Source organism: Cedecea sp. (genome assembly GCF_036500665.1).
GTDB lineage: Bacteria > Pseudomonadota > Gammaproteobacteria > Enterobacterales > Enterobacteriaceae > Cedecea.
In genome coordinates this window covers 88,611-110,790 of sequence record NZ_DASYBS010000113.1, presented here as the reverse complement: position 1 = coordinate 110,790, position 22,180 = coordinate 88,611, and the positions used below count along the sequence as shown (strand labels likewise).

Sequence of the window (22,180 nt, the reverse complement as noted above, 5' to 3'; positions counted from 1 at the left end):
CGTAAAGTACAATGAGCGAACAACAGCCAACTCCAGTGACGCTATCATACGCAGTAATAATGACTCCGCAAGACTGCGAAAACCGACTTTTTTACGCTACAATCGATTAAATTTACCTGGTAAACGGTAAAACGCACACGGACGGGATATTGTTTATTTTTATTTGAGCCTGACTCATCTAAAAATACCCGGCAGAATGACTTTTATCTCATTGATAAATAATAGCATCAGGATCGATTATTTATGGTTTACACGGTAGCGCTTACGGGGGGGATTGGCAGTGGTAAAAGTACCGTAGCCGATGCATTTTCCCGTTCAGGAGTCACCGTCATTGATGCTGATGTGATTGCCCGCGAGGTTGTTGAACCTGGACAGCATGCGTTAGCTCTCATTTCTCAACATTTTGGTCCGCAGATCCTTCAGGAAGATGGTGCTCTGAATCGCCGGGCGTTGCGAGAAGAGATCTTTAGTTCCCCACAGCAAAAGCAATGGGTCAATAACCTGCTGCATCCCTTAATCCAGCGGCAAACTCGTGATGAAATTGCCCGCGCCACTTCACCTTACGTGCTGTGGGTAGTCCCGCTGCTGGTAGAAAATAACCTGCAACAAAAAGCGAACCGGGTTTTGGTGGTGGATGTCTCTCCCGAAACCCAGATTACGCGTACCGTGCTGCGGGACAATGTCTCTCGCGAGCACGCGCAGCAGATCCTGGCCGCTCAGGCATCCCGGGAAGCTCGTCTCGCCGTTGCAGATGACATAATTAATAATGACGGCAGCCCCCAAGACGTTGTCGTGCATGTTGACCGCCTGCATCGCCAGTACCTGAAACTGGCTGCCCAGGCCGCACAACAGGAAACAGAATAATGAGCACTCAGGTTCTTTTCGAACATCCACTGAATGAAAAAATGCGCACATGGTTGCGCATTGAATTTTTGATCCAACAGCTACAGTCATCGCTTCCGGTCAATGACAGCGCTAAAGCACTGCATTTTTTTCGTAACGTCGGTGACTTGCTGGATGTATTTGAAAGGGGCGAAATCCGCACCGAAATCCTTAAAGAATTAGGCAGGCAGCAGCGCAAACTGCTGAGCTGGTCAGAAGTACCCGGCGTTGATATGCAGCGCATCGACTCACTGCGTAGCCAGCTGGAAAGTTGCGGCAGCGTATTAATGGCTGCTCCACGTATCGGGCAGGTGCTGCGAGAGGACCGGCTGATTGCGCTGGTAAGACAGCGTCTTAGCATCCCTGGAGGCTGCTGTAGCTTTGATCTGCCCACGCTGCATATCTGGCTTTATCTGCCGCAGGAGCAGCGAGATGCTCAAATAGATTTCTGGATGAATAGCCTGGAGCCTGTAAAGCAATCTCTCGATTTACTGCTGGATATCATTCGCAACTCAGCGCCGTTTCGTAAACAGACCAGCCTCAATGGTTTCTACCAGGACAACGGCGATGATGCAGACTTGCTGCGCCTGCATCTTAGCCTGGACGATCGGCTTTATCCGCAAATCTCCGGCCATAAAAGCCGTTTTGCGATTCGTTTTCTGCCGCTGGATTCAGAACATGGCCTGGTGCCTGAACGTCTCGATTTCGAGCTGGCCTGCTGCTAAGGAAAAAACATGAGCGAAGAGACTATCGTCAATTGCCCCGGCTGCGGTAAAGCCGTTATCTGGAACGAGAGCAGCCCTTATCGGCCATTCTGCAGCAAACGCTGCCAGCTTATAGATCTTGGAGAATGGGCCGCAGAGGAAAAACGTATTCCGAGCAGCGGCGACCTTTCTGAAAGCGAAGGCTGGAGCGAAGAGCAGGAGCGCTAAGCGTTCAGCAGCTTTAAAATAACGGGCTCATTGGCTGGCGGAAACTCGTCGGCGATGAGCTCACTTTGAGAAATCCAGCGCCCAGGCTGCCCTTCTTTCCCCCAGGGTTCCCCTTCCCACTGTTCAACCAGATAAAACCACAGCGAAATATGGCGATCGGGAAACTGATATTCCAGGGTTTCAAACAGGCTGGCACTTTGCGCCACAATGCCGGTTTCTTCTTGTAGTTCGCGGATCACCGCCTGCTCTGGCGACTCTCCAGCCTCAATTTTCCCGCCGGGAAATTCCCATTTATTAGCCATGTGTGCATCGGCAGCACGTTGCGTAATGAAGATTTCACCCTGCTGATTACGGATAATGCCGACGGCGATTTGCAGTTGCTTCATATTCTCAAACTCCACGCGTAAAAAAGGCGCAGCAAGCTGCGCCTTTCCAGGGTTGTCAGACCTTAGCTCAGACGGCCATGGCACTGTTTGTATTTTTTACCGGAACCGCATGGGCAAGGATCGTTACGCCCAACTTTACGATCGCCGGTTTCTGCTGCCAGCGCCTGCGCAGCCTGGGTTTCATCATCCACGTGGCTCAGCTGCTGCATACGTGCCAGACGCTCAGCTTCTTCGCGACGCTGCTGCTCCATCGCTTCCACTTCTTCCGGCATGCGCACCTGGACTTTGCTCAGGGTGCTGATCACTTCATATTTCAGCGACTCCAGCATCGCGGCAAACATAGAGAAGGACTCACGCTTATATTCTTGCTTCGGATCTTTCTGCGCGTAGCCACGCAGGTGAATACCCTGACGCAGGTAGTCCATCGCCGCCAGGTGCTCTTTCCACAGAGAATCCAGCGTTTGCAGCATGACGCCTTTTTCGAAGTGGCGCATCATTTCAGCCCCGACAACTTCTTCTTTGCGCTGATAAAGCTCAATCGCCGTCTGCAGAATACGCTCACGCAGCGTTTCTTCATGCAGTTCAGGCTCTTTATCCAGCCATTCTTTGATTGGCATCTCGAGGTCGAAGTCGTTTTTCAGGCGCTCTTCCAGACCTTCTACGTCCCACATCTCTTCCAGAGACTGAGGCGGGATATGCGCATCAATGGTGACCTTAAAGACGTCTTCACGAATGCTGGCGATGGTTTCGCTCACGTCGCTAACGTCGAGCAACTCATTACGCTGGGTGTAGATCGCACGGCGCTGATCGTTCGCAACGTCATCGTATTCCAGCAGCTGTTTACGAATATCAAAGTTACGGCTTTCGACCTTACGCTGTGCGTTAGCTATTGCCTTGGTCACCCACGGGTGTTCGATAGCTTCGCCCGGCTTCATGCCCAGCTTACGCATCATGTTGGAAACGCGATCTGAGGCAAAGATACGCATCAGCGCATCTTCCATGGACAGGTAGAAGCGGGATGAACCGGCGTCACCCTGGCGACCTGAACGGCCACGCAGCTGGTTATCGATACGACGAGATTCGTGGCGCTCGGTACCAATAATATGCAAACCACCCGAAGCCAGCACCGCATCATGGCGAACCTTCCAGTCCGCTTTAATTTGGGCAATTTGCTCTGGCGTTGGATTTTCCAGCTCGGCAATCTCTTCCTGCCAGCTGCCACCCAGCACGATATCCGTACCACGACCCGCCATGTTAGTAGCGATGGTTACCGCAGCAGGATAACCCGCCTGAGCAACGATACCCGCTTCGTTGGCGTGGAATTTGGCGTTCAGAACATTGTGTTTGATACCCGCTTTGGTCAGCTCGTGAGAAACCACTTCGGATTTCTCGATGGAAATGGTCCCCACCAGCACCGGCTGGCCGTTGGCGGTACGCTCTTTAATGTCTTCGATAATAGCGCCAATTTTATCTAACTCGGTCATGTAGACCAGATCCGGCATGTCTTTACGGATCATCGGACGGTTGGTTGGCACCACAATGGTATCAAGCTTATAAATGGAGCTGAATTCGAAGGCTTCGGTATCCGCCGTACCGGTCATCCCGGCCAGCTTCTCGTAAAGACGGAAGTAGTTCTGGAAGGTAATAGAAGCCAGCGTCTGGTTTTCGTTCTGAATATCAACGCCTTCTTTCGCTTCAACGGCCTGGTGAAGGCCGTCGGACCAGCGACGCCCCTGCATGGTACGGCCGGTATGTTCGTCAACGATAATGACTTCGCCATCTTTAACGATGTAGTCAACGTCGCGGGTGAACAGCGCGTGGGCGCGCAGTGCCGCCGTTACGTGGTGCATCAGCATAATGTTGGCCGGTGAGTAAAGAGACTCACCTTCTTCCATCATGCCTTCTTGCATCAGCAGTTCTTCAATCAGTACCAGACCACGTTCGGTCAGGTTAACCTGGCGAGACTTCTCATCTACGGAGAAGTGGCCTTCACCCTGGAAGGTGTCGGAGTCTTCTTTTTCCTGACGCATCAGGTGTGGGATGATTTTGTTTACGCGCTTGTACAGCTCAGAGCTGTCTTCAGCCGGGCCGGAGATGATCAGCGGAGTACGTGCTTCATCGATCAGGATGGAGTCAACCTCATCCACCAGCGCATAATGAAGTTTACGCTGAACGCGCTCTTCGGGGCTGAACGCCATGTTGTCACGCAGGTAGTCAAAACCGTATTCGTTGTTGGTGCCGTAGGTAATGTCCGCGGCATAGGCTTCACGCTTAGCTGGCGCAGGCATACCCGGCAGGTTGATACCCACGCTCAGGCCCAGATACTCAAACAGTGGGCGGTTGTTTTCGGCGTCACGCTGCGCCAGATAGTCGTTCACGGTCACAACGTGAACACCTTTACCGCTCAGGGCGTTCAGATAAGCTGGCAGCGTTGCAGTCAGGGTTTTACCTTCACCGGTACGCATTTCCGCGATGCAGCGGTCGTTTAGAACCATACCGCCGAGCAGCTGCACGTCGAAGTGGCGCATACCAAATACGCGCTTACTCGCTTCACGAACAACGGCAAAAGCCTCTGGGATCAGGTTTTCCAGCACTTCGCCCTTTTCCAGACGAGCACGGAACTCATTGGTTTTAGCCTTCAGCTCATCATCAGTGAGCTTTTCCATCTGTGGTTCCATGCCGTTAATCATGGTCACCACTTTGCGCATACGGCGCAGGGTACGATCGTTACGACTACCGAATACTTTGGTTAATAATTTGATTAGCATAATAAATTCTCAAACGCCTGCCGTCAGTGCGGTCAATAAATTGTTGTTAGTCAGGAATAGTGATTAGCTGAGGCAAAGCGGGCCGGCGCGGATGCCCTGCACCTGACGGATCCATACAACGGTACTGAATACTTCAGCCGCTGGCGATTCCCGGAACGAAGTCAGGCGCACAATAACGGGGGGTTTACTTTCCTGGTTCAGCAGTGCGTTGAGCGTGTCCAGTAAAGCAAGGTGTTGTGCCTGGAGCGGCACACTTTCCTGCGCCACCGGCAAAGCCTGAGGCGCCATAGCGAAGGAAAGATGACGAATAACGGTGCGAATTGCATGCTGGTGCCAATAGTCCACACTAAAGGAAGGACGACGCGTGCTTTCCTGTAGCTGAACAAGGCTATCAAACCGGAACTGACGCGCAGGATCGTGGCGGCTGGCGGAGGCTTCTGCAGGAATACCGGTTTCTGTGCTACCGTTGAGCGCAGGCATGCCAAAACTCGCCGCGACCATCCCCAACAGGAGATGCGGCCAGAAATAACGTCTGCCAAATTGTCGCCAACGATTTAGAATACCAATCACTTTTTCCGCCGGAGCTTAATGTATGCGCGACAGTCGCCCGCAATCCTTAGAAATTCTGTTTGACGATGCCGGTCAGGAAAGCATGCTGCAGAACGTTCAGCAACGTGCCGTTGCCCTGCTGCGACTGAACCGGGCAGTGAAAGGCATTCTGCCTGCACCACTGCATCCCTGGTGTCGGGTTGCCAACTTTCGCCAGGGGATCCTCGTCCTTGAAACCGCAAATGCCAGCTGGCTAATGCGCCTACGCTATGAACAAGCCACGCTACTGAGTGCATTACGCGCCCAAATATTACCATCATTGACATCAATCGACATCAGGATTAATCCATCGCTGGCGGTAAAAGGGCAGGAATTAGTACAAGAAAACACCACTCAGGCGGGTACGGAGAAATATGAAGTGAATCGGCAGCTGAGCGAGCAAAGCGCGGAAGCATTAAGGGAAGTGGCTAAGCGTAGCCCGGAGAAACTGAGAGCAACGATAGAACGACTGGCTTCACTGGCCGGAGAGGGTACCAGCAAAACCAGTCGTAATAGGTAGCTTAAGCGTTACGCCAGCACCAGGTTAGGTGCTTTAAACGCCAGCGGAAGTTCGGCTTCATCTTCGAAGGTCGCCCATTCCCAGGATTCCTGCTTAGCCAAAACAGCCTGCAGCAGTTTGTTGTTCAGCGCGTGACCAGATTTAAAGGCGGTAAATGCGCCGATAATATTGTGGCCGCACATGAACAGATCGCCGATGGCATCCAGCATTTTGTGACGAACAAATTCGTCTTCAAAACGCAGGCCGTCTTCGTTCAATACGCGATAATCGTCAACAACGATGGCACAATCGAAGCTGCCGCCCAGGCACAGGCCGCGGGACTGCAGATATTCGATATCACGCATAAAACCGAAGGTACGCGCACGGCTAATCTGACGCATAAATGCTTCAGCAGAGAAGTTCATGGCGTAGCGCTGGGTGCTTGCGTCAATCGCCGGATGGTTAAAGTCGATGGTAAAATCCAACGAGAAACCATTAAACGGTGACATTTCAGCCCATTTATCGCCATCTTCCACGCGAACCGTCTCTTTAAGACGTATAAATTTCTTGGCCGAGTTCAGCTCGTCAATCCCTGCATCAAGCAGCAGATAGACAAACGGCGCCGCACTGCCGTCCATGATAGGAATTTCTGGCGCATCAACTTCAATAACGATGTTGTCGATGCCCAGCCCTGCCAGGGCAGCGTTGAGGTGCTCTACGGTAGAAATCCGTACATCATGCTCGTTTACCAGACAAGTACAGAGCATGGTATCCCGCACGGATTTGGCATCAGCCGGAAAATCTACCGGAGGATTCAAGTCGGTGCGACGATAGATGACCCCGGTATTTGCCGGCGCAGGGCGCAGCGTCAGCGTGACTTTCTTGCCGGTATGCAAACCGACGCCAGTCGCCTGAACGATACGTTTAAGTGTCCTTTGTTTGATCATCGTATAATCCCGCCAAATTACTAAGCTAGCCGAGAGTGTATATCACTAACGGCAGGCCAGTTTAGCACAAAGAGCGAATATTCCCAACTTCCGGTTTATTCTTAATCAGCTTGCTTACGCAGGAACGCTGGAATATCCAGATAATCAGGCTCTTTCGCCGTCTGCGGTGTATTGTCGTTAACCACTTTAGCGGCCGGCTTTTGCTCTTGCGTCAGCGGAGCCATACCGTGCTGCTGGTAGCGATCCATCACCGGCTGCTGTACCTGCTTGTTAGTCACCAGGGTAATCTCTGGACGTTTGTCCATGCCAATACCTGTTGCAACAACGGTAACACGCAGTTCGTCGTTCATCTCTGGGTCCAGAGAAGTACCGATAACCACAGTTGCGTTATCGGATGCGAAAGCACGAATGGTGTTACCCACGGTTTCGAACTCATCCAGGCGCAGGTCGAAGCCAGCGGTGATGTTAACCAGCACGCCACGAGCGCCAGACAGGTCAATATCTTCCAGCAGTGGGCTGGAGATAGCCATTTCTGCAGCTTCTTCCGCGCGGTCTTCGCCGCTGGCAACGCCAGAGCCCATCATGGCGTAGCCCATTTCAGACATCACGGTACGTACGTCCGCGAAGTCAACGTTCATCAGGCCAGGGCGGGTGATCAGCTCGGCGATACCCTGCACAGCGCCTTTCAGTACGTCGTTTGCCGCGCCGAACGCGTCGAGCAGAGAGATACCACGGCCCAGCACTTTCAACAGCTTGTCGTTCGGGATAGTGATAAGGGAGTCAACGTGCTTGGACAGCTCAGCGATACCCTGCTCGGCGAACGCCATGCGCTTTTTGCCTTCAAAGTTGAAAGGCTTGGTCACAACGGCAACGGTCAGAATACCTAAATCTTTGGCTACTTCAGCGACCACAGGAGCAGCGCCCGTGCCGGTACCACCGCCCATGCCTGCTGCGATAAACACCATGTCTGCGCCATCCAGGGCTGCACGCAACGCTTCGCGATCTTCTTCCGCAGCATTACGGCCAACTTCAGGATTTGCTCCAGCGCCCAAACCTTTGGTAATGCCATTACCAATCTGGATCGTCTGGCCTACTGCGGTTTTGCGCAACGCCTGAGCATCGGTATTCACCGCAAAGAATTCAACGCCTTCGATGCGCTCGCGCACCATGTGTTCAACGGCATTACCGCCGCCGCCGCCGACGCCGATGACTTTAATCACCGCGTCGTTGGTCAGTTCCATAGGTTCAAACATAGTTTCTCTCCGTTTTGTGCCTGTCGCCTGAGACCGCTAATTGTCTCCGGTCTCTTATAAAAATTAAAATTCTTTTCTCAGCCAGCTATTGAGTCGCTTAAACCACGAACCAACCGAGGTCCTTTTTTCCACTTCCGCCTCACCACTGAGATGTGACTCCTTCCCGTAGTGCAGCAAGCCTACTGCGGTGGAGTAATATGACTCCTGGGCATAGTCAGTAAGGCCAGTAATATTCAACGGCTGACCAATACGCACCTGCGTATGGAACACGCGCTGAGCACAGGCTGCCAGGCCTTCAATTTGTGCCGCGCCGCCGGTTAAGACAATCCCCGCCGCCAGATGATGTTTAACACCCTGCTGGCGAAGCTGTTCCTGTAGCTGCAAAATCTCTTCGTTAACCAAGTTAAGCAACTCGGTATAGCGCGGCTCAATGACCTCAGCCAGCGTCTGACGCTGCAGGCTACGTGGTGGACGTCCACCTACGCTCGGGACTTCAACATTTTCATCTTTCCCGACGATAGAACCCAGCGCACAACCGTGGCGTACTTTAATGGCTTCTGCATCACTCGGTGGCGTACCGAAGGCGTAGGCGATATCACTGGTCACCACGTTCCCCGCATAAGGGATAACTTTGGTGTGGCGCAACGCACCGCCGGTATAAACCGCCATATCCATAGTACCACCGCCGATATCCACAACACAGACACCTAGCTCGCGTTCATCTTCGGTCAGTACCGCATAGCTCGCGGCCAGACCGGCAAAAATTAATTGGTCAACTTTTAGACCACAACGTTCAACCGCTTTAACGATGTTTTTCGCCATATCGTTATGGCAGGTAATCAAATGCACTTTCGCCTGCATACGGACGCCGGACAGACCGACCGGATTTTTGATCCCTTCCTGGTAATCAATAGCGTATTCCTGCGGAATCACATGCAGAACGCGGTGTTCATCACGAACACGCACTGATTTTGCCGTATGCACCACATTTTCCACATCTTCCTGCGTCACTTCCTCTTCCGAAATAGGCACCATGCCTATCTCGTTTTGGCAGCTGATGTGCTTGCCCGACAGCGCCAGATAAACAGATGAGATCTGGCAGTCTGCCATCAATTCAGCCTGGTCAATCGCACGTTGAACGCACTTTACTACCGATTCGAGGTCGTTTACCCCGCCTTTGTCCATACCACGCGATGGGCAGCTGCCCACGCCAATAATATTGACCATACCGTCGGGCAGAACTTCCCCTACTAAAGCGGCAACCTTAGCGGTGCCAATCTCCAGTCCAACTACCAGTTTTCTGTCCGTCGCCTTGATCATTGTTGTTCTGCCTGTGCCTGATTCTGTTGCTGATTCGGATTAGGTACCGGAGGAGGAAGAGCCTCCCAACCTACCGCGGCGCCTGAATCGTATCGCAGGTCGACATAACTGATCCGTTTGTTATCAGCCTGCGCCTGCTGCTGCAGAACCGGGTACAGTTCTACAAAACGATCCAGACGTTTCATCGTATCGCCCCGTCCAAGGTTGAGCTTAATCCCGTTATTCAGCGTCAACTGCCAGGAACGGCGGGCGGTCATAGCCGCCTGTTTCAAGGTAAACTTATCCTTTGCCAGCACCAGCCCCATGTCACGGTAACCTTGCAGAACTTCATTTTCGCTGCCTTCCGGACCGGAGAGCATCGGTAAAGTCTGCTTGCTGGTGCGTTCTGCTGGTACGCTGAAGGAATTTCCCTCAGCGTCAACCATATGCTGGTCATTCCAGCGTGCTATCGGCACATATTCAACCAGATGAATCTTCAATTCGTCCGGCCACTGCTTTCTAACGCTTGCTTGCTTGATCCACGGCAAACGTTCTATCTGCTGTTGGATGATATTCACATCCTGGGTCATGAAGGTGCCCGGTGGCCCCAGAGCCAGAATCGACTGGCGAATATCATCATTACGCGTGTAGTGCCGTTCCCCGGTTACCACCAGCCTGGAGAGCGGTAAACGCTGGGCGTCTTCCATCCAGCCCACCACAATCCAACCGCCGATAAACACGCTTAACAGTACCGCGCACAAGAACACCATTCCCGCCAGACGAGACCCGTTACTGCGTCGCGAACTGGTATTTTCTTCGGCACGATTGCGCGCGTTCAGTGCAGCCTGCGACATATCAGTCCGCCAGTTCCAGAATACGTACAACCAGCTGCGAGAAACTCATTCCCGCCTGGCGAGCCGCCATCGGCACCAGACTATGGCTGGTCATCCCCGGTGAAGTGTTCACTTCCAACAGGTAAAACTGCCCGTCGCTGTCCAGCATAACGTCTACCCGCCCCCAGCCACTGCAGCCCAGAACCTGCCACGCCTGCAGAACTAATGCCTGCAATTCCTGCTCTCTTTGCTCAATTAATCCACTCGGGCAGAAATATTGAGTTTCATCAGAGAGATACTTCGCTTCATAATCATAGAAGGTTCCAGCGGGTTGGATACGAATAGACGGTAAAATTTCCTCACCTAAAATCGCTACCGTGAACTCGGGGCCGCTCAACCACTTCTCAACCAGCACTTCTTCATCATGTTCAAACGCACGTTCCAGCGCCGCAGGCAGCGCATCAGCGCTATCAACCTTCGACATCCCCACGCTGGACCCTTCGCGGCTGGGCTTGACGATAACCGGTAACCCCAACGCAGCAACACGTTCAACCAGCGCATCCGTAAGGCCCGTCGCGAAGTCACGACGATGTAGAGCAACCCATGGCGCGATGGGTAAATCTGCGCCCTGCCACAGCAGCTTGCTGCGCAGTTTATCCATGGTGATCGCCGAAGCCATTACGCCACTGCCGGTATAGGGCAGTTCCAGAAACTCCAGCAGCCCCTGTAGTGTCCCGTCTTCCCCGCCGCGACCGTGCAGCGCGATAAAGACTTTATCAAAGCCCTGAGCCTTCAACTCGAGCACTGACTGATTGTGCGGATCGAATGCGTGAGCATCAATACCCGCTTCTTTTAACCCGGCCAGCACCGCGCTGCCCGATTGCAGAGAAACCTCACGTTCGGCGGAGGTGCCGCCAAGAAGAACGGCGATCTTATCAGCCATGACGCCCCTCCTCTTTAGTTTGAGGCTGCAGTTTGATTTCAGCCAGGTTTCGGGCGATTTTGCCGATATTCCCGGCACCTTGAACGAGAATCAAATCATTTCCCGTCAATACAGGTGCCAAAATTTCCGCCACTTCACCGTGATCGGAAACCAAAATAGGATCAACCTTGCCACGGCCACGAATAGTTCGGCATAAAGAGCGGCTATCGGCCCCCGGAATGGGTGCTTCGCCAGCAGGATAAACTTCCAGCATCACCAGAGAATCTACCTGAGACAGTACACCGGCAAAATCGTCATACAGATCGCGCGTGCGCGTATAACGGTGCGGCTGGAAAATCATCACCAGATTCTTATCTGGCCAGCCCGCACGTGCTGCTTTAATCGTGGCATCCACTTCCGTTGGGTGGTGGCCATAGTCGTCCACCAGCATGGCGGTACCCGCCTTCCCGTTTACTGACGCCAGGGGATATTCGCCCAGGAAGTCGAAACGACGGCCGGTCCCCTGGAAGCTTTCCAGCGCACGTAAAATAGCCTCGTCTTCAATACCTTCTTCTGTTGCGACTGCAACCGCCGCCGCCGCATTCAGGGCGTTATGGCGGCCAGGCGCATTCAGCACCACATGCATCTCAGGCCTGTCGTGCCGAACGATAGTAAAAAATCCCTGCGCGCCCTTCTGCTGGTAATTCTCAACGCGCACGTCCGCGTCGTCGCTGAAACCGTAAGTGGTGGTCTGACGACCAACGCGCGGTAGTAGCTCACGAATTACCGGGTCGTCGACACACATCACTGCTCGACCATAAAACGGCAAATTATGCAGAAAATTAATAAACGTCTGCTTTAAATTTTCGAAGTCGCCCTGGTAGGTATCCATATGATCGGCTTCGATATTGGTGACAATCGAGACCATCGGCTGCAAATGCAGGAACGATGCATCGCTTTCGTCGGCTTCTGCAATCAAATAACGGCTGTGCCCCAAACGGGCATGCACGCCAGCCGCTTTCACCAGGCCGCCGTTAACAAACGTTGGATCCAGACCCGCTTCCGCATAAATGCTGGAAACCATCGCCGTAGTCGTGGTTTTACCGTGCGTACCGGCAACAGCAATACCGTGGCGAAAGCGCATCAGTTCAGCCAGCATTTCAGCGCGACGAATCACCGGGATACGCGCCTCATGAGCCGCAACAATCTCCGGGTTGTCCGCAGAGATAGCCGTGGAAACCACCACGACGCTTGCGTCACGCACGTTTTCCGGACGGTGGTTGAAATAAATCGTGGCACCGAGTGCCGACAACTGCTGCGTGACCGGGTTCGGAGCCAGATCGGAACCGCTGATCTGGTAGCCTTCGTTAGCTAATACTTCGGCAATACCGCCCATACCGGCGCCGCCGATGCCAACAAAGTGAATGTGCCGGACGCGACGCATCTCGGGCACGATTGAACGCAGTTTCGCCAGTTGTTGTGTATTCATTCTCTAAACCTGCAAGCGGCATGCCGCCATTACATCAAATTTACGGGGGGCAATTCGCCTCCCACAAGTATTACGCGCGCGCTGCGGCGCTGACTTCATTTGCTACACGCTCGGTGGCATCAGGGATGGAAGCAGCACGTGCTCGCTCGGCCATCGCCAGCAGCGTTGCTCTGTCCCATCCGGCCAGGATACGGGTAGCCGCATCCACGGTAAACTGCGGCTGCTCCAGTATTTTCGCGGCGCCGACCTGCTCCAGCGGCAACGCATTCCAGTACTGCTGTCGGTCTTTATGCTGGAACGGAACAAACAGCGCAGGTAATCCCGCCGCCGCGATCTCACTCACGGTTAACGCTCCGGAGCGGCAAACCACAACGTCAGCCCATGCATAGGCTGCCGCCATGTCATCAATAAATTCGGTGACTTTATGCTGCGGCTGGCCCACTTCAGCATAAGCCTGCTGCACTACCGCCAGGCCGCCTTTTCCGGTTTGATGCCAGATAGTCACCGCCTCGCCGAGGCGCCCGGCAACCTGCGGTATTGTTTGATTCAGGACGCGAGCTCCCTGAGAGCCTCCCACGACCAGTACACGCACCGGCCCTTCACGTCCGGCAAAACGAACCTGCGGCAGCGGTAATGCAAGCACATCGGTACGCACCGGGTTACCAACAACGTCGGCCTTAGGGAATGCGCCGGGGAACGCTTGCATCACTTTGGTTGCGATCTTCGCTAACCATTTGTTCGTCAGCCCGGCAATCCCGTTTTGCTCATGCAGCACAACGGGAATGCCCAATGACCAGGCGGCAAGGCCACCCGGCCCGGAAACATAGCCGCCCATACCCAGTACCACATCCGGCTTCCACGCCTTCATGATGGCGCGAGCCTGACGCCAGGCATTAAAAATACGCAGCGGAGCCAGTAACAAAGCTTTTACGCCCTTGCCGCGAAGGCCTGAAATGCGAATAAAGTCGATCTCAATACCGTGTTTCGGCACCAGATCGGCTTCCATACGGTCTGCGGTACCTAGCCACCGTATATCCCATCCTTCAGCCTGAAGATGATGAGCAACGGCCAGCCCGGGGAATACGTGCCCGCCGGTACCGCCCGCCATCACCATCAACCGCTTCGCTTTGCCCGTCATTTGGCGCTCCGTGTAAACGCCTGCGCTTTAGCCAGACGCGTTTCATAATCTATTCTCAACAACAGCATGATCGCCGTGGACATAATCAACAGGCTGGAACCACCGTAACTGATAAGCGGCAGCGTCAGACCTTTGGTTGGTAACATACCCGCCGCAGCCCCAACGTTAACCAACGCCTGGAAGCTAAACCAAATCCCGATAGAGCATGCCAGGAAACCGGAGAAACGCTGATCCAGTTCCAGCGCACGTTTGCCGATAGACATCGCGCGAAAAGCGACGAAGAATACCATCAAAAGCGCGAGTACCACACCGATATATCCCAGCTCCTCGCCGATGATCGAGAAGATAAAGTCAGTATGCGCTTCGGGCAGATATTCCAGTTTCTGTACTGAATTCCCGAGCCCCTGCCCCCACAATTCACCGCGCCCGAAAGCCATGAGTGATTGCGTTAGCTGGTAGCCACTGCCGAACGGATCTTCCCACGGGTTCCAGAACGACGTTACGCGGCGAATACGGTACGGCTCAGCGAGGATCAGCAGGATAACCGCCGAGATCCCCATGCCGATAATCGCAATGAACTGCCACAGTTTCGCCCCCGCCAGGAACAGCATCGCCAGGGTGGTGACAAACAGCACAACCACGGTGCCAAGGTCCGGCTGGGCAAGCAGCAGAACGGCCATGACAAGAATCACGCCCATTGGCTTCAGGAAGCCGCGCAGGTTATTACGGACTTCATCAACCTTACGCACCAGGTAGTTTGCGAGATAGCAGAACAGCGACAGCTTGGAAAACTCAGCAGGCTGAATACGCAACGGGCCGAAGGCAATCCAGCGTGATGCCCCGTTAACCGAACTCCCCACTACCAGTACGATCAACAGCATGACAATCGACGCCAGCAGCATTGCCGTACTATGACGTTGCCAGAAATCCATAGGCAATCGGAGCGTCACCATCGCCAGCGCAAACGCAACAATGATGTACAACCCGTCACGCTTCGCGAACAGGAAGGGATCGTTTGCCAGGCGCTGCCCTACTGGCATTGACGCCGAAGTCACCATAATAAAGCCGATCGCCGCCAGGCCGAGCGTCAGCCACAGCAGCGTACGGTCATAGAGCACCATGCTGTTGGCATCGGCCTCGCGGGAGCCCATTACCCACCCTTTTAACGCCGCGGCGACCCAAGCCAGGATACCGAATCCCGGAATACGAGGTACGCGCAGGCGAGGGAGAGATAAACGCATCAGCCCAACTCCTTCGCAAGTTGAGTAAACCTATCGCCGCGCTGTTCAAAGTTTTTGAACTGATCGAGGCTGGCGCAGGCCGGAGAAAGCAGCACCATATCGCCAGGCTGAACACGTCCGGCCGCTAGCTTCATCGCCTGTTCCAGGGTTTCAGTTTGATCCGCAATCTCTGGACGCAGTCCGGCAAGCTCTGCGCCGTCGCGGCCAAAGCAGTACAGACGAACACGATCGCCCTGCAGGTAACGAGCAAGCGATGAGAAATCGGCAGATTTGCCATCACCGCCCAGCAGCAGGTGCAAAACACCCTCGACATGCAAGCCGTTCAGCGCCGCTTCCGTACTGCCAACGTTGGTCGCTTTCGAGTCGTTAATCCAGCGCACGCCGTTATGCTCCCAGGCCAGCTGGAAGCGGTGTGCCAGACCGGTATAGGTCGTCAGCGCTTTCAGACTGGTTGAACGAGGTAACTTCACCGCATCCGCCAGCGCCAGCGCTGCCAGCGCGTTGGTATAGTTGTGCTGCCCAACCAGCTTCATCTCTTTGGTATTGAGGATCTTCTCCCCTTTTACCCGCAGCAAGGTATCACCCTGCTGGCGATTAAGGTGGTAATCACCCACATCCACGCCGAAGCTGATGCAGCGTTCGTCCGCACCGCGTACCGGCATGGTCAAAGCATCATCCGCATTCACTACACAGACTTTGGCATTTTCATAGATGCTCAGTTTTGCAGCCCGATACTGCTGAATACCAAACGGATAGCGATCCATATGATCCTCTGTCACGTTCAGCACAGTAGCGGCTGCCGCTTTCAGGCTGTGGGTGGTTTCCAGCTGGAAGCTCGAGAGTTCAAGCACATAGAGCTCATGCCCTTTATCCAGCAGCATCAGCGCCGGCAGACCAATATTGCCCCCTACCCCAACGTTTACGCCCGCGGCCTTCGCCATCTCGCCAACGAGAGTGGTGACCGTGCTTTTGCCGTTAGAGCCGGTAATCGCCACCACAGGCGCCTGCGCTTCACGGCAAAACAGTTCAATATCGCCAATAATCTCGACGCCAGCGTCAGCCGCTGCGCTTAAGGCCGGTGTCGCCAGCGCCACGCCGGGGCTTGCAATAATCAAATCCGCCGCCAGCAGCCAGTCTTCATTTAATGAGCCGGTATGGCGTTCAACGTTCTCAGGCAGCTTATCAAGACCAGGTGGGGAGACACGCGTATCCATGACCCGCGGCGTTACGCCGCGTGCCAGGAAGAAATCCACGCATGACAGGCCGGTCAGGCCTAACCCAATGATAACGACTTGTTTACCCTGGTAATCTGCCATAGTTAACGAACCTTCAGCGTTGCCAGACCAATCAGGACCAGCATCAGCGAAATAATCCAGAAGCGCACGATAACGCGCGGCTCCGGCCAGCCTTTCAATTCATAGTGGTGGTGAATCGGCGCCATGCGGAAAATGCGCTGCCCGCGCAGCTTGAACGAGCCGACCTGCAGGATAACCGACAGGGTTTCAACGACGAATACGCCACCCATAATCACCAGCAGGAATTCCTGACGCAGCAGTACCGCGATAGTTCCCAGCGCACCGCCGAGAGCCAGAGAGCCCACGTCGCCCATAAAGACCTGTGCCGGATAGGTGTTGAACCACAGGAAGCCTAAACCCGCGCCGACAATGGCCGTACAGACGATAACCAGTTCCCCCGCATGGCGCAGGTAAGGAATATGCAGGTAACCTGCGAAGTTCATGTTACCGGTCGCCCACGCCACCAGCGCAAAACCCGCGGCCACAAATACGGTCGGCATAATCGCCAGGCCATCAAGGCCATCGGTCAGGTTTACCGCGTTACCGGTACCGACTATCACGAAATACGCGAGCAGCACATAGAACAGGCCAAGCTGCGGCATCACGTCCTTAAAGAACGGTACCACCAACTCAGTCGCAGGCGTGCCTTTTCCGGCAGCATACATCGTGAAGGCAACCAGCAACGCAATCACCGACATCCAGAAGTATTTCCAACGCGCGATCAGCCCTTTGGTATCCTTACGTACCACTTTGCGGTAGTCATCGACGAAGCCAACGATCCCGAAACCTATCAGCACGAACAGCACGCACCAGACATAAGGGTTTGACGGATAAGCCCACATCAGCACCGACACGACAATGGCGGTCAGGATCATAATCCCGCCCATTGTTGGCGTCCCTTTCTTGCTGAAGTGCGACTCAGGGCCATCGTTACGTACAACCTGCCCGAAGGAGAGTTGCTGTAAACGCGCAATCATCCGTGGTCCCATCCACAGGGAGATAAACAGAGCGGTCAGCAGGCTGACAATGGCGCGAAACGTCAGATAGGAAAAGACGTTAAAGCCGGAATAATATTTGACCAAATGTTCGGCCAGCCACACTAGCATGCTTGTTTCTCCTGTAATGCGCGAACCACCTCTTCCATGGCCGCACTACGTGAACCTTTCACCAAAATGGTTAATATTGAATGTTCCGCAATCAGCGCTTTCAAACGCGCAACCACGGCCTGTTTATCGGTAAAATGTTCACCAACTTCTGATGCGCTACTGAGCGTTTTGCTTAATGCTCCCACGCTCAGTACACGGTCGATACCTGCGGCTTTAGCTGCCTCGCCTACCTGACGATGGCAAGCTTCAGCTTCCTCGCCCAGCTCGCCCATATCGCCAACCACCATGACACGGTAGCCCGGCATCTCTGACAACACCTGCGCCGCCGCAGTCATCGAACCCACGTTAGCGTTGTAGCTGTCGTCCAGCAGGAGTTGGTTCTCTGCAAGCTGGATAGGGAACAGGCGACCCGGAACGGCTTTCAGCTCCGACAGGCCCGCTTTGACCGCTTCAAGCGTCGCGCCAACGGCCATCGCCAGCGCGGTCGCCGCCAGCGAGTTAGCAATGTTATGGCGTCCTGGCAGCGGCAACACAACGTCTACATCGCCCTGCGGCGTGCGCAACGTGAACTCCGTGCCGTGGGCAGTAATATGGATATTCGTTGCGGTAAAATCGCTCCCGGCCGCATTCGGGGAAAAACGCCAGGTTTTTCGATCGCCAACGATCGTCTTCCAGTTCAGCCAGTCATTGTTATCTGCATTAAAGATGGCAATACCATTAGCCGCAAGGCCGGTAAAGATCTCTCCCTTCGCTTTCGCCACGCCGGCCAGCGAACCAAAACCTTCGAGATGTGCCGCAGCCAGGTTGTTGACCAACGCCGCTTCCGGGCGGGTCAACCCTACGGTCCAGGCAATTTCACCCTGATGGTTAGCACCCAGCTCGATAACGGCAAAATCATATTCCGGCGTCAGGCGCAGCAACGTCATCGGCACGCCGATGTCGTTATTCAGGTTTCCTGCGGTATAAAGCGTATTACCGCACTGGCGCAGAATCGATGCAGCCATTTCCTTCACCGAGGTTTTGCCTGAAGAGCCGGTCAATGCCACAACGCGAGTTGGCACCTGCTGGCGAACCCATGCGCCCAGCTCGCCAAAAGCAAGGCGGGTATCCGCAACCACCAGTTGTGGAACATCAATATCCAGCTTGCGGCTGACCAGTAATGCGCCAGCCCCGCCTTTAACCGCATCGGCGGCAAAGTTATGGGCGTCAAAACGCTCGCCTTTCAGCGCCACAAACAGGCAACCAGCGGTCAGCTTACGAGTGTCAGTCGTAACATCAATAATGTCCGCATCAGCGCCGTGCAGCTTGCCATTGAGAATGGACTCTAGTTGCTTCAGGGAGACGCGAATCATGCGACGACTCCCAACAGGCGAGCGGCCGTCACGCGATCGGAGTAATCGAGACGACGATTACCGACAATCTGATAATCCTCATGACCTTTACCAGCCACCAGGACCACGTCATTCTCTTTCGCCTGCATGATGGCGTTGGTTACCGCTTCAGCGCGCCCCAGCACCACGTGTACACGACCTGCGTCCAGCATTCCGGTCAGGATATCTTCGACGATAGCCTTCGGTTCTTCGGTGCGTGGGTTGTCATCGGTCACCACCACCACATCGGCGTATTGCTCAGCAATACCGCCCATGATTGGCCGTTTACCTTTATCGCGATCGCCGCCACAGCCAAACACACACCAAAGCTTGCCGGAGCAGTGCAGACGAGCAGCCTGCAGGGCTTTTTCCAGCGCATCCGGCGTGTGGGCATAATCCACTACCACGGTAGGTTTGCCAGCGACGCTGAACACTTCCATGCGGCCACAAACCGGCTGGAGGCGTGAACCGGTTTGAATTAATTCGTCGAGCGGGTAGCCCAACGCCAGCAGCGTTGCCAGAGCCAGCAGCAGGTTGCTAACGTTAAACGCCCCCATCAGGCGGCTTTCAATTTCACCTTCGCCCCACGATGAGCTGAAGCGGATAGTCGCCCCGCCGTCGTGATAAATCACTTCGTCAGCTTTCAGCCAGCGGCCATGTCTGCCCGGCTCGAGGTTATTTTGCATCGTGACGGCAACAGCATCCGGCAAACGCGCAAGCCAGCGATGGCCGACTTCATCATCGGCGTTAATGATCGCCTGACCACAGTCATGTTCGGAGAACAGCAGCCATTTGGCAGCTTCGTAGTTAGCCATATCACCATGATAATCAAGGTGATCGCGACTTAAATTAGTGAACACAGACGCGGCAAACTTCAGCGCCGCTACGCGATGTTGAACCAGGCCGTGAGATGAAACTTCCATCGCGCCAAAGGTTGCGCCTTGAGCCTTCAGGCTCGCCAATACGTGCTGTACGTCTACCGCAGAGCCCGTAGTATTTTCTGTCGGCACAACCTGCCCGAGCAGGCCGTTACCCACGGTACCCATCACGGCGCTGATTTCACCCAGCAATTGCGCCCATTGCGCCAACAGCTGAGTGGTTGTGGTTTTTCCGTTGGTACCGGTAACGCCGACCAGGCGTAACGCCTCAGAAGGCTGATGATAGAAACGACCGGCCAGCGCAGACAGCCGCTGGTGCAGCTGGCTAAGGTAAATGACCGGAACGCCATGCATCTCGCGGATTTCACCATCTTCAGCTTCACCGTCCGCTTCTGCGATCACGGCAGCCACACCCTGTGCTATCGCCTGTGGGATATAACGACGCCCGTCCGCCTGATGACCGACCACGGCCACAAAAAGATCGCCCGCAGCCGCCACGCGGCTGTCGAGTGTCATCTCTCGTAGCGCTCTCGCGGGTAGCCCAGCTACCCACGGAGCAAGAAGGTCATTCAAATTACGATCTGCCACCTGATGCCTCTTTCTGATTAATTACAAATTCGCTTTTTTCACCGGTTGCCAACGCATCCGGCTCGATGTTCATGGTGCGCAGCACGCCGCCCATAATGGCACCGAACACGGGTGCAGAGATGGCACCACCGTAATATTTACCGGCCTGTGGATCGTTGATCACCACTACCAGCGCAAAACGAGGATTGCTGGCTGGCGCAACGCCTGCGGTGTAAGCAATATATTTATTGATATATTTTCCATCCGGCCCGACTTTCTTCGCGGTACCGGTTTTAATGGCAATTCGATAGCCCTTAATTGCCGCCTTCACCCCACCGCCGCCGGGCAGCGCCACGCTTTCCATCATGTGGAGCACGGTACGAACGGTTGATTCGGCAAAGATGCGTTCGCCGGGAACCGGCGGATCAACTTTGGTGATCGACAGCGGGCGATAAATGCCATAGCTGCCAATCGTCGCGTAGACTCGCGCTAACTGTAACGGGGTTACCATTAGCCCGTAGCCGAAAGAGAAGGTGGCCCTCTCTATGTCAGACCACCGTTGTTTTTGAGGATATAAGCCACTGCGTTCCCCGACCAACCCCAAATTGGTCGCTTTTCCCAGTCCAAAACGAGAGTAAGTATCTACTAACGCTGAGGAGGGCATCGCTAACGCCAGTTTAGATACACCGACGTTACTCGACTTCTGTAGCACTCCGGTAAGAGTCAATTCGTTGTAGCGCCCAACATCTTTGATCTCATGACCATTGATGCGGAACGGCACGGTGTTAAGCACGGTATTTTCCTGTACCACGCCACGCTGCAGCGCGGTCATCACCACCATTGGCTTCACGGTGGAACCCGGTTCAAAAATGTCGGTAATGGCGCGGTTACGCATCACGTCTTTTGCCGTACCGGTCAGATTATTCGGGTTATAGGACGGGCTATTGGCCATCGCCAATACTTCACCGGTATTTACATCCACCAGCACGGCGCTGCCGGATTCCGCTTTGTTAAAAGCGACAGCGTTATTCAGCTCGCGATAAACCAGCGCTTGCAAACGCTCATCAATGCTCAAAGCCAGGTTATGAGCGGCCTGGCTGTCGGTAGAGGAAATGTCTTCGATAACGCGCCCGAAGCGGTCTTTACGCACAATGCGCTCCCCAGGCTGGCCGGTGAGCCATTTATCAAAGCTTTTTTCCACCCCCTCGATCCCTTCGCTATCGACGTTGGTAAAACCAATGAGGTGAGCGGTTACTTCGCCTGAGGGATAGTAGCGGCGAGATTCCTGCCGCAAATGAATACCCGGAAGTTTAAGCTTCTTGATGTAATCGCCGATATCCGGGTTAATCTGGCGAGCGAGATAAATAAACCGCCCACTTGGATTACTGTTCACGCGGGAAGAGAGCTGGTCGAGAGGCATTTTCAGCGCATCGGCTAACGCCTTCCAGCGGTTGTCCAGCGTCACACCGCCGGCATCGTGTAACTCTTTAGGATCGGCCCACACGGCATTTACCGGCACGCTAACCGCCAACGGGCGGCCGGCGCGATCGCTTATCATGCCGCGTGAAGTAGAAACTTCCTGTACGCGCAGGGAGCGCATATCACCCTGGCGCACCAGCATGTCCGGACTGATGATTTGCAGCCAAGCCACACGGCCCAGCAGGAAAGTTAACGCCAACAGAATGCAACCGCAGAGCAACGCAAAACGCCAACTGACAAAGTTGGCCTGTTCTTCCTGACGTTTTGGTTTAAGCGTTTTTGCCGCTGCTCTCATCTGTCGCATTATT

General features: G+C 54.4%; 20 protein-coding genes. 4 read left to right on the top strand and 16 right to left on the bottom strand.

The window, feature by feature from the left end; genetic code table 11:
- Window positions 1-243: 243 nt before the first annotated feature.
- From coaE to yacG, 3 genes are read left to right on the top strand one after another with little or no spacing between them, the layout of a single operon-like run.
- Entirely contained in the window at window positions 244-864 is a 621-nt protein-coding gene (gene coaE, locus VGM55_RS19475) for a dephospho-CoA kinase (protein ID WP_154187195.1), read from the top strand.
- Window positions 864-1,607, top strand: coding sequence for a cell division protein ZapD (zapD, locus tag VGM55_RS19470; RefSeq protein WP_331636388.1), 744 nt, complete (start codon window positions 864-866; stop codon window positions 1,605-1,607). Before coaE ends, zapD begins: the two co-directional genes overlap by 1 nt.
- A gap of 9 nt (window positions 1,608-1,616) precedes the next feature.
- Window positions 1,617-1,814 carry a DNA gyrase inhibitor YacG gene (gene yacG / locus VGM55_RS19465; protein ID WP_038475555.1) on the top strand — a complete coding sequence of 66 codons (198 nt, stop codon included), beginning with the start codon at window positions 1,617-1,619 and terminating at the stop codon, window positions 1,812-1,814.
- On the opposite strand, the gene mutT is transcribed toward yacG, so the two are convergent.
- From mutT to secM, 3 genes are all read right to left on the bottom strand, one after another.
- Window positions 1,811-2,200 (bottom strand): 8-oxo-dGTP diphosphatase MutT, encoded by a 390-nt coding sequence (mutT, locus tag VGM55_RS19460; protein WP_154187193.1) that lies wholly within the window; start codon window positions 2,198-2,200, stop codon window positions 1,811-1,813. The genes yacG and mutT overlap by 4 nt on opposite strands.
- A 62-nt stretch (window positions 2,201-2,262) precedes the next feature.
- On the bottom strand, window positions 2,263-4,968 hold the full coding sequence (secA, locus tag VGM55_RS19455) for a preprotein translocase subunit SecA (protein WP_331636387.1): 2,706 nt from the start codon (window positions 4,966-4,968) through the stop codon (window positions 2,263-2,265).
- 63 nt (window positions 4,969-5,031) lie between these two features.
- The gene (secM, locus tag VGM55_RS19450; protein ID WP_331636386.1) at window positions 5,032-5,538 is read right to left on the bottom strand and encodes a secA translation cis-regulator SecM; all 507 of its coding nucleotides are present in this window, start codon (window positions 5,536-5,538) and stop codon (window positions 5,032-5,034) included.
- Window positions 5,539-5,560: 22 nt separating this feature from the next.
- Here secM and VGM55_RS19445 point away from each other — a divergent pair, with 22 nt between their 5' ends.
- On the top strand, window positions 5,561-6,076 hold the full coding sequence (locus VGM55_RS19445) for a DUF721 domain-containing protein (RefSeq protein WP_154187191.1): 516 nt from the start codon (window positions 5,561-5,563) through the stop codon (window positions 6,074-6,076).
- 8 nt (window positions 6,077-6,084) lie between these two features.
- On the opposite strand, the gene lpxC is transcribed toward VGM55_RS19445, so the two are convergent.
- The 13 genes from lpxC to VGM55_RS19380 all read right to left on the bottom strand — a co-directional run bounded on the left by lpxC (window position 6,085) and on the right by VGM55_RS19380 (window position 22,167).
- Window positions 6,085-7,002 (bottom strand): UDP-3-O-acyl-N-acetylglucosamine deacetylase, encoded by a 918-nt coding sequence (gene lpxC, locus VGM55_RS19440; RefSeq protein WP_331636384.1) that lies wholly within the window; start codon window positions 7,000-7,002, stop codon window positions 6,085-6,087.
- Window positions 7,003-7,103: 101 nt separating this feature from the next.
- On the bottom strand, window positions 7,104-8,255 hold the full coding sequence (ftsZ, locus tag VGM55_RS19435) for a cell division protein FtsZ (protein ID WP_008461800.1): 1,152 nt from the start codon (window positions 8,253-8,255) through the stop codon (window positions 7,104-7,106).
- 63 nt (window positions 8,256-8,318) lie between these two features.
- Complete coding sequence (gene ftsA / locus VGM55_RS19430; protein ID WP_008461798.1) at window positions 8,319-9,575, bottom strand: cell division protein FtsA; 1,257 nt, start codon at window positions 9,573-9,575, stop codon at window positions 8,319-8,321.
- Complete coding sequence (ftsQ, locus tag VGM55_RS19425; RefSeq protein WP_154187190.1) at window positions 9,572-10,408, bottom strand: cell division protein FtsQ; 837 nt, start codon at window positions 10,406-10,408, stop codon at window positions 9,572-9,574. Before ftsQ ends, ftsA begins: the two co-directional genes overlap by 4 nt.
- Before the next feature lies 1 nt (window position 10,409).
- Window positions 10,410-11,330, bottom strand: a complete 921-nt coding sequence (locus VGM55_RS19420; protein WP_154187189.1) for a D-alanine--D-alanine ligase — start codon at window positions 11,328-11,330, stop codon at window positions 10,410-10,412.
- Window positions 11,323-12,798 carry a UDP-N-acetylmuramate--L-alanine ligase gene (gene murC, locus VGM55_RS19415; RefSeq protein ID WP_154187188.1) on the bottom strand — a complete coding sequence of 492 codons (1,476 nt, stop codon included), beginning with the start codon at window positions 12,796-12,798 and terminating at the stop codon, window positions 11,323-11,325. The genes VGM55_RS19420 and murC overlap by 8 nt, the downstream gene beginning before the upstream one ends.
- Window positions 12,799-12,868: 70 nt before the next feature.
- Window positions 12,869-13,936 (bottom strand): undecaprenyldiphospho-muramoylpentapeptide beta-N-acetylglucosaminyltransferase, encoded by a 1,068-nt coding sequence (gene murG / locus VGM55_RS19410; protein WP_154187187.1) that lies wholly within the window; start codon window positions 13,934-13,936, stop codon window positions 12,869-12,871.
- Window positions 13,933-15,177, bottom strand: a complete 1,245-nt coding sequence (gene ftsW / locus VGM55_RS19405; protein WP_154187186.1) for a cell division protein FtsW — start codon at window positions 15,175-15,177, stop codon at window positions 13,933-13,935. The genes murG and ftsW overlap by 4 nt, the downstream gene beginning before the upstream one ends.
- Entirely contained in the window at window positions 15,177-16,493 is a 1,317-nt protein-coding gene (gene murD, locus VGM55_RS19400; RefSeq protein WP_154187185.1) for a UDP-N-acetylmuramoyl-L-alanine--D-glutamate ligase, read from the bottom strand. The genes ftsW and murD overlap by 1 nt, the downstream gene beginning before the upstream one ends.
- A gap of 2 nt (window positions 16,494-16,495) precedes the next feature.
- Window positions 16,496-17,578, bottom strand: a complete 1,083-nt coding sequence (gene mraY, locus VGM55_RS19395; RefSeq protein WP_154187184.1) for a phospho-N-acetylmuramoyl-pentapeptide-transferase — start codon at window positions 17,576-17,578, stop codon at window positions 16,496-16,498.
- A complete protein-coding gene (gene murF / locus VGM55_RS19390; RefSeq protein WP_331636383.1) occupies window positions 17,572-18,930 on the bottom strand; it encodes a UDP-N-acetylmuramoyl-tripeptide--D-alanyl-D-alanine ligase in 1,359 nt (452 codons plus the stop codon). The genes mraY and murF overlap by 7 nt, the downstream gene beginning before the upstream one ends.
- On the bottom strand, window positions 18,927-20,414 hold the full coding sequence (murE, locus tag VGM55_RS19385) for a UDP-N-acetylmuramoyl-L-alanyl-D-glutamate--2,6-diaminopimelate ligase (RefSeq protein WP_331636382.1): 1,488 nt from the start codon (window positions 20,412-20,414) through the stop codon (window positions 18,927-18,929). Before murE ends, murF begins: the two co-directional genes overlap by 4 nt.
- Window positions 20,401-22,167 carry a peptidoglycan glycosyltransferase FtsI gene (locus tag VGM55_RS19380; RefSeq protein ID WP_154187273.1) on the bottom strand — a complete coding sequence of 589 codons (1,767 nt, stop codon included), beginning with the start codon at window positions 22,165-22,167 and terminating at the stop codon, window positions 20,401-20,403. Before VGM55_RS19380 ends, murE begins: the two co-directional genes overlap by 14 nt.
- Window positions 22,168-22,180: the final 13 nt, after the last annotated feature.

Bases quoted from the DNA above. Each gene is read 5' to 3' on its own strand.
- coaE (WP_154187195.1), top strand. From the start codon at position 244: ATGGTTTACACGGTAGCGCTTACGGGGGGGATTGGCAGTGGTAAAAGT.
- zapD (WP_331636388.1), top strand. From the start codon at position 864: ATGAGCACTCAGGTTCTTTTCGAACATCCACTGAATGAAAAAATGCGC.
- yacG (WP_038475555.1), top strand. From the start codon at position 1,617: ATGAGCGAAGAGACTATCGTCAATTGCCCCGGCTGCGGTAAAGCCGTT.
- mutT (WP_154187193.1), bottom strand. From the start codon at position 2,200: ATGAAGCAACTGCAAATCGCCGTCGGCATTATCCGTAATCAGCAGGGT.
- secA (WP_331636387.1), bottom strand. From the start codon at position 4,968: ATGCTAATCAAATTATTAACCAAAGTATTCGGTAGTCGTAACGATCGT.
- VGM55_RS19445 (WP_154187191.1), top strand. From the start codon at position 5,561: ATGCGCGACAGTCGCCCGCAATCCTTAGAAATTCTGTTTGACGATGCC.
- lpxC (WP_331636384.1), bottom strand. From the start codon at position 7,002: ATGATCAAACAAAGGACACTTAAACGTATCGTTCAGGCGACTGGCGTC.
- ftsZ (WP_008461800.1), bottom strand. From the start codon at position 8,255: ATGTTTGAACCTATGGAACTGACCAACGACGCGGTGATTAAAGTCATC.
- ftsA (WP_008461798.1), bottom strand. From the start codon at position 9,575: ATGATCAAGGCGACGGACAGAAAACTGGTAGTTGGACTGGAGATTGGC.
- ftsQ (WP_154187190.1), bottom strand. From the start codon at position 10,408: ATGTCGCAGGCTGCACTGAACGCGCGCAATCGTGCCGAAGAAAATACC.
- VGM55_RS19420 (WP_154187189.1), bottom strand. From the start codon at position 11,330: ATGGCTGATAAGATCGCCGTTCTTCTTGGCGGCACCTCCGCCGAACGT.
- murC (WP_154187188.1), bottom strand. From the start codon at position 12,798: ATGAATACACAACAACTGGCGAAACTGCGTTCAATCGTGCCCGAGATG.
- murG (WP_154187187.1), bottom strand. From the start codon at position 13,936: ATGACGGGCAAAGCGAAGCGGTTGATGGTGATGGCGGGCGGTACCGGC.
- ftsW (WP_154187186.1), bottom strand. From the start codon at position 15,177: ATGCGTTTATCTCTCCCTCGCCTGCGCGTACCTCGTATTCCGGGATTC.
- murD (WP_154187185.1), bottom strand. From the start codon at position 16,493: ATGGCAGATTACCAGGGTAAACAAGTCGTTATCATTGGGTTAGGCCTG.
- mraY (WP_154187184.1), bottom strand. From the start codon at position 17,578: ATGCTAGTGTGGCTGGCCGAACATTTGGTCAAATATTATTCCGGCTTT.
- murF (WP_331636383.1), bottom strand. From the start codon at position 18,930: ATGATTCGCGTCTCCCTGAAGCAACTAGAGTCCATTCTCAATGGCAAG.
- VGM55_RS19380 (WP_154187273.1), bottom strand. From the start codon at position 22,167: ATGAGAGCAGCGGCAAAAACGCTTAAACCAAAACGTCAGGAAGAACAG.